6 protein-coding genes are annotated in these 6134 nt (G+C 72.6%); 4 read left to right on the forward strand and 2 right to left on the reverse strand.

Annotated elements, in window-relative coordinates; genetic code table 11:
- Positions 1-91: 91 nt before the first annotated feature.
- Positions 92-331 carry a chaplin gene (locus tag ACFUJR_RS38120; RefSeq protein ID WP_383179964.1) on the reverse strand — a complete coding sequence of 80 codons (240 nt, stop codon included), beginning with the start codon at positions 329-331 and terminating at the stop codon, positions 92-94.
- Positions 332-639: 308 nt separating this feature from the next.
- Here ACFUJR_RS38120 and sigK point away from each other — a divergent pair, with 308 nt between their 5' ends.
- The 3 genes from sigK to ACFUJR_RS38135 all read left to right on the forward strand — a co-directional run bounded on the left by sigK (position 640) and on the right by ACFUJR_RS38135 (position 4084).
- Complete coding sequence (gene sigK, locus ACFUJR_RS38125) at positions 640-1299, forward strand: ECF RNA polymerase sigma factor SigK (protein ID WP_383179961.1); 660 nt, start codon at positions 640-642, stop codon at positions 1297-1299.
- Positions 1296-2045, forward strand: coding sequence for an anti-sigma factor domain-containing protein (locus ACFUJR_RS38130; protein WP_383179958.1), 750 nt, complete (start codon positions 1296-1298; stop codon positions 2043-2045). Before sigK ends, ACFUJR_RS38130 begins: the two co-directional genes overlap by 4 nt.
- Before the next feature lie 464 nt (positions 2046-2509).
- Positions 2510-4084 (forward strand): PAS domain-containing protein, encoded by a 1575-nt coding sequence (locus ACFUJR_RS38135; RefSeq protein ID WP_383179955.1) that lies wholly within the window; start codon positions 2510-2512, stop codon positions 4082-4084.
- Positions 4085-4201: 117 nt separating this feature from the next.
- Here the strand turns inward: ACFUJR_RS38135 and ACFUJR_RS38140 are convergent, their stop codons facing one another.
- Complete coding sequence (locus ACFUJR_RS38140) at positions 4202-4969, reverse strand: SIS domain-containing protein (RefSeq protein WP_383179952.1); 768 nt, start codon at positions 4967-4969, stop codon at positions 4202-4204.
- 160 nt (positions 4970-5129) lie between these two features.
- Here ACFUJR_RS38140 and ACFUJR_RS38145 point away from each other — a divergent pair, with 160 nt between their 5' ends.
- Positions 5130-5822, forward strand: coding sequence for a metal-dependent transcriptional regulator (locus ACFUJR_RS38145; protein ID WP_352190820.1), 693 nt, complete (start codon positions 5130-5132; stop codon positions 5820-5822).
- Positions 5823-6134: the final 312 nt, after the last annotated feature.

Here is a 6134-nt window from a genome sequence, read left to right on the forward strand (position 1 = left end):
CCTTCCATCGATGGCTGTGGGGGAGGGGCCGCGGGTTCACCGGGGGGCTCCGCCCACATCCCCCCCCCCCACCTCGGCCTGTCGCCCCGGATCAGGCGTTGACGCAGGTGTTGCCGAACGACGGGTTCAGCAGCCCGATGACGCTGACGGTGTTGCCGCACGCGTTGACCGGGATGTGGATGGGCACCTGGACGAGGTTGCCCGAGCCCACGCCCGGCGAGTAAGCGGCCACACCCTGGGCCCCGGCATCGGCCGAAGCCACCGACGCACCACCCACCACCACAGCGCCGGCGGCCACCGCCACCGCAAGGCCTCGTCGCACACGAACCATCTCGGTTACCTCCTACGGGACTTCTGCAGCCGGCGGTAGGTCCGCGCGGCCGGTGAGGGATCCGCACAACGCCTCGCGACTCCCTCACCCACCCCTTCGCCGCCGCGGACCCGCCGGTTGGGCCAGAACCCCCGACTTCCCTCGAACGAGGTAACTCTCGGCGCAGCAGGTGACGAAGTCCCCTCCCATCCGCACGCCTGTCCGCTACGAAGCACTGCTGAAACGACCACCCGTTGCCGTGGCGGGACCGCCCCCTGGAAGTGGCCCCGCCACCGCTTGAGCGACAAAGAGTCAAGGACCGGCATGCGATGGACACCCCTGCCCCCGACGGCCGCGCCCGGCCGCCCCTTCGCCTTCTCGCCACGGCCGGAGCGACGCCGGTGAACCAACCGCGGTCCTCCCGCGTCGGCACCGCCGCAGGACGTGCCGACCTGGCCGAGGTCATGCAGAAGGTCGCCCACGGCGACAAAGAGGCGTTCTCCGTCCTCTACGACGCCCTCGCCCCCCTGGTGTTCGGCATCGTCGTGAAAGTCGTACGCGACCGTGCGCAGTCCGAGGAGGTCGCCCAGGACGTCATGATCGACCTGTGGCGGCAGGCCGCCCGCTACCGGCCCGACGCCGGCTCCGTCACGGCCTGGGCCGCGACCGTCGCCCACCGGCGGGCCGTGGACCGGGTCCGCTCCGCCCAGGCCTCCGCCGACCGGGAGCAGACCCATGCCGCCCGCGAGCACACGACCGCGTTCGACGAGGTGGCCGAAAGGGTCGAGACGCGCCTGGAGTCGGAACAGGTCCGCCGCTGCCTGCGGGGCCTGACCGAACTCCAGCGCCAGGCGGTGACCCTGGCCTACTACCAGGGGCTGACCTACCGTGAGGTCGCCGAAGCCCTGCGCACACCGCTTCCCACCATCAAGACACGCATGCGCGACGGGCTGGTCAGGCTCCGCGACTGCATGGGGGTGACCACATGAAACACCACGCATCCGACGCTCACACCCTCGGCGCCGCCTACGCCCTCGGAGCACTCGACCCCGGCGAACGGAAGGACTTCGACGCCCACCTGCGGGCCTGCGAGGCATGCAGGCAGGAAGCCGCGGAGTTCGAGGCGACCCTCGCCCGCCTGGCGGCCGCGGTCTCCCAGGCGCCGCCCGCGGCAGCCAAGGCCCAGGTCATGGCCGCCGTCGAAGGCGTACGTCAACTGCCTCCACGCGTCACCACCCCCACCACCGCACCCGCCCTCGGCGGCATGCTGAGGCGCAGGGCACTGCCGCTGGCTCTGGCCGCGAGCGTGGCCGCTGCCGTACTCGGCGGCGTCGCCATGTGGCAGATGCGGAACGGGCAGGACCTCGAGCGGCAAGCCCGCCAGGCACAGCGGCAACTGGAGGACGTCAGCAGCGTCCTGGCCGAGCCCGACGCCCGCACCGTCCACGGCAGGGCCACCAACGGAGCCCTGGCCACCGTCGTCGCCTCCGACCGTCGGAACAAGGCCGTGTTCACCGTCGGCAACCTCCCCGCACCCGGTGCCGGCAAGACGTACCAGCTGTGGCTCGACCACGACGGCACCATGCGGCCGGCCGGACTCGTCGACCACGACGGCACCGTCGTCCTCGGCGGCAACCCCGCGGACGCGGGCACGGTCGGCCTCACCCTCGAACCCGCCGGAGGCTCCCCCCGGCCCACCACCGACCCGCTGCTCCTGATGACGCTTCCCACCTGACGCAGCACCCGTGAACGCAGACGACCCGTGGGCCTTGGTCCCGTCCGCTCGAGTTCGGACGAGAGCCGGCCGGACTTACCGGCGGCCCACGGGTCGGGTGACTGCTTGGGTGTCGGCAGCTGTCCTGCCGAGGTGCACAGAGTGCGACGGCAGGCCGTTAGCCCGCAGTCACCTCACGAGTCCGAAAAGAAATCATTTTTTCGGATCACCTCCTTTCGCGTGTGCTCCACAGCCTAGGAACCCTTCCGCGAAGCCTCAAGCGATTTGTTTCGCCGATTCTCCTCGGAGCACACCCGTCCCCCGCGCGCCTCCCGCATGCCCCCCGTGCGCCTCCCGTACGTCTCCCGTTCGTTTCCGGGACGCAACGATTTCCTTGAACCGGGTGTGTCCTGCGTCACGTTCAAGTTGAATGATCTGAGGCGTGCGGATGCACGTGCGTACACCGTCCTGCAGGGGGTTCCGGGATGAGTGCTGCCAGGAGTGGGACCGCGGAGCGGCGGGACGCGGAGGGGCCTGGAGCCGATCTGCTCGCCGCGCTCCTCGACGGGATGGACGCGGCGCTCTGCGCCTTCGACGCCGACGGCACCGTCACACACTGGAACAAGGAGGCCGAGCGGATCCTCGGCTGGTCGGCCGAGGAGGCCGTCGGCCGCCGGGGCTTCGCGGGGTGGGCGGCGCGGCCCGCCGACGCGGCCGAGGCGCTGGCGCGCCTGATGGCCGCGATGGAGGCACCGGGACGGCTCGTCCACGAGTTCGCGCTGGTACGGAAGGACGGCGGGCGCGTCCTCGTGCGGACGCAGTCCGCCGGGGTGCGCGGCGCGGACGGCAAGCCCGCCGGTGTGTACTGCGCGTTCAGCGAGGTCCACGCGCAGATCGATCTGGAGCGCTCGATAGCGCTCAGCGAGGCGCTGTTCGAGGAAGCGTCCTGGGGTGTCGTCCTCGTCGACGTGGACCTGCGTCCCACCGTCGTCAACGACCACGCGGCCCGGGCCATGGGCGCGGGCCGTACGACGCTGCTCGGGCGGCCGCTGGGGGAGCTGATCGTCCAGGGCGTGGAGGAGGTGCAGTCCGCGCTGGAGCACGTGCTCGCGGAGGGCGCGCCGAAGGGGGCGGCCGAGGTCTGGGTGACGCTCCGCACGCCGGAGGGCGAGCGGCGGCGGTGCTGGCGCAGCGGGTTCGTGCGGCTGGCGTCGCCGCTCGCCGAGGAACCGGTTCCGCTGGGTGTCGGGTGGCTGTTCCAGGACGTCACCGAGGAGCGGGTCGCCGAGCAGGAGGCGGACCGGCTGCGGTTCCGGTACAGCCAGCTGCACCGGGCGGGCGCCGTGGCGGCCGAGTGCGAGGACCCGAGGGAGGCGGCGACGGTGCTGCTCGACTTCGCCCTGGCCGGGTTCGCCGACCACGCGCTCGTCGACGTGGCGGCGGGGGAGCGAAGACTCGTACGGGTGGCGGCGACGCCGACGGGCGAGCCGGGCCCGGTCGTCCCCGTCACGGGCGGCGGCATTCCGCTGAGGTACCCGTCGGGCCACCCGGTGCTCCAGGCCCTCTCCCGTACGGGACCGGTACGGGCGTCGGCGCTCGCCACGGCGGGCCCCCGGGCGGCAGAGGACTGGGCGACGACGCGCCACTGGCCCCGGGACGCGGTCCACGCCCTCTGCCTGCCGCTGCGCAGCCGGGGCAGGACGGTGGGCGCGGTGACGTTCCTGCGCGGCGCGTCCCGTACGGCCTTCGAGCGCCCGGACGCGGTCTACGCGGAGGCGGTGGCGGTACGGGTAGCGGCGTCCCTGGACCTGGCGGGAACGACGGCCCCGGGGTCGGGGTCGGGCTCGGGGTCCGGCCCAGGTTCGGGCCCAGGCTTCGGCTCGGGGTCGGGGTCGGGTTCGGGGTCCGGCCCAGGTTCGGGCCCAGGCTTCGGCTCGGGGTCGGGGTCGGGTTCGGGGTCCGGCCCAGGTTCGGGTCCGGGGTCTGGCTCAGGGTCCGGCCCGGGTTCGGGTCCGGGTCCGGGGTCCGGCCCGGGTTCGGGATGGCCCGGGCGGCGCTAGCCCCGGGCTGCCGGGCTGCCGGGCTGCCGGGCCGCCGGGCCGCCGGGCTGCCGGGCTCCCCGCCCCGTCGCCGCCAGGCTCCCCGCCCCGTCGCCGCCGTCGGCAGGCGTCCGGCCGTCAGTGGCGGAAGAAGATCCGGTCGGCGTACTCGGTCATCACGCGGCCGTTCCACTCGTGCCCGCCGTCGACGTTCCCCGACCGCAGCAGCGGCGGCTCGATGCCCAGGCGGACCATCTCCTCGGCCGCCGCGGCCATCGTGGCCTGCATGAGGGCGCTGGTGACGACGGTGGAGGCAGGGGCGAAGGGCGCCTCGATGGCATCGTGTGTCAGCTCGGCGTCGCCGATCGCGATCCGCGAGTCGAGGACGATGTCGCAGTGGTCCTTCAGGTACGTCCCCGAGACGTGCCGGGACTTCGTCTCCGTCGCGTACGCCACCGAGGTCACACCGATCACGGTGAGCCCCAGGGCTCGGGCGTTCATCGCCATCTCGACGGGCAGGGCGTTGCGGCCGGAGAGCGAGACGATGATCAGTACGTCGCCGGCCCGGGCGGGCGAGGAGTCGAGCACCGCTCCGGCGAGACCGTCCACACGTTCCAGGGCGGAGCCCAGCGTCGCGGGCATGACGTCGACGCCGACGACCCCGGGGACGGCCAGCAGGTTCATCAGGGCGAGACCGCCCGCGCGGTAGACGACGTCCTGGGCGGCCAGCGAGGAGTGGCCCGCGCCGAAGGCGAAGAGCCGGCCGCCGGCGGCGACGGCTTCGGCGATCGCGGTCCCGGCGGCGGCGATCTCCTCGGCGTCCTGGTCGCGGACCTGCTGCAGCAGGCCGATCGCCGCGTCGAAGAACTGTCCTGCCAGCTTGGACTCGCGCGCACTGTCGCCCATTCCCGAAGCTCCTTGTCGTCGTGTCGCGGATCACGGTGCGGTCTGGACCATTGCTCTGTCAATACTGCCTTTCCTCTTCGTTTCACCGGCGGGGCACGGTTGTCGGTGGGATGCGTAAGAATTGGTGCAGGGCCAGCGCACGACTCATCGAGGGGCACGTATGTCCGGACTGATCGACACAACGGAGATGTATCTCCGCACCATCCTCGAACTGGAGGAGGAAGGTGTGGTCCCCATGCGCGCCCGGATCGCGGAGCGGCTCGACCAGAGCGGTCCGACGGTCAGCCAGACGGTGGCGCGCATGGAGCGCGACGGTCTGGTGGCCGTCGCGAGCGACCGGCACCTGGAGCTGACGGACGAGGGCCGACGGCTGGCGACGCGAGTGATGCGCAAGCACCGTCTCGCCGAGTGCCTGCTCGTCGATGTGATCGGTCTGGAGTGGGAGCAGGTCCACGCGGAGGCCTGTCGCTGGGAGCACGTGATGAGCGAGGCCGTGGAGCGGCGTGTCCTGGAGCTCCTGCGGCACCCGACTGAGTCGCCGTACGGCAACCCGATCCCGGGTCTCGAGGAGCTGGGCGAGAAGGCCGAGGCGGAGTCCTTCCTGGACGACTCGATGGTCTCCCTCGCCGACCTGGACCCGGGCGCGGACGGCAAGACGGTGATCGTGCGCCGGATCGGGGAGCCGATCCAGACGGACGCCCAGCTGATGTACACGCTGCGCCGCGCGGGCGTGCAGCCCGGCTCGGTCGTGAGCGTGACGGAGTCGGCGGGCGGCGTCCTGGTCGGCAGCAGCGGCGAGGCGGCCGAGCTGGAACCGGACGTGGCGGCCCACGTCTTCGTGGCGAAGCGCTAGGTCGTGTCCCCAGGACCGAGCGACCGGCGGGGTCTGTCCCGTCGGAAGCGACCGGCAACGCCCGTTCCGGCGTGAACGGGCAGGACCGGTTCCGGTGTAAGCGGCGGACGCGGACCCTCCGCCGACGCAGGGCGCGGAGTCCCGGCGGGTACCAGACGCGGACCCTCCGCCGGTGCGAGACGAGACGCGGAGTCCCCGCGGGTTCGACGGGAGTCCCCGTGAGCCCGCGGGGAATTCGCGTTTTCGGGGTCCCCGAAAGGCCGGCCTCACGCTCCCGCCCAGGTGGCGGGACCGGTGGGGACTCTGTGGCCC

This window comes from Streptomyces sp. NPDC057271, from assembly GCF_042668715.1.
Classification (GTDB): Bacteria; Actinomycetota; Actinomycetes; order Streptomycetales; family Streptomycetaceae; genus Streptomyces.

Bases quoted from the DNA above. Each gene is read 5' to 3' on its own strand.
- ACFUJR_RS38120 (WP_383179964.1), bottom strand. From the start codon at position 331: ATGGTTCGTGTGCGACGAGGCCTTGCGGTGGCGGTGGCCGCCGGCGCT.
- sigK (WP_383179961.1), top strand. From the start codon at position 640: ATGGACACCCCTGCCCCCGACGGCCGCGCCCGGCCGCCCCTTCGCCTT.
- ACFUJR_RS38130 (WP_383179958.1), top strand. From the start codon at position 1,296: ATGAAACACCACGCATCCGACGCTCACACCCTCGGCGCCGCCTACGCC.
- ACFUJR_RS38135 (WP_383179955.1), top strand. From the start codon at position 2,510: ATGAGTGCTGCCAGGAGTGGGACCGCGGAGCGGCGGGACGCGGAGGGG.
- ACFUJR_RS38140 (WP_383179952.1), bottom strand. From the start codon at position 4,969: ATGGGCGACAGTGCGCGCGAGTCCAAGCTGGCAGGACAGTTCTTCGAC.
- ACFUJR_RS38145 (WP_352190820.1), top strand. From the start codon at position 5,130: ATGTCCGGACTGATCGACACAACGGAGATGTATCTCCGCACCATCCTC.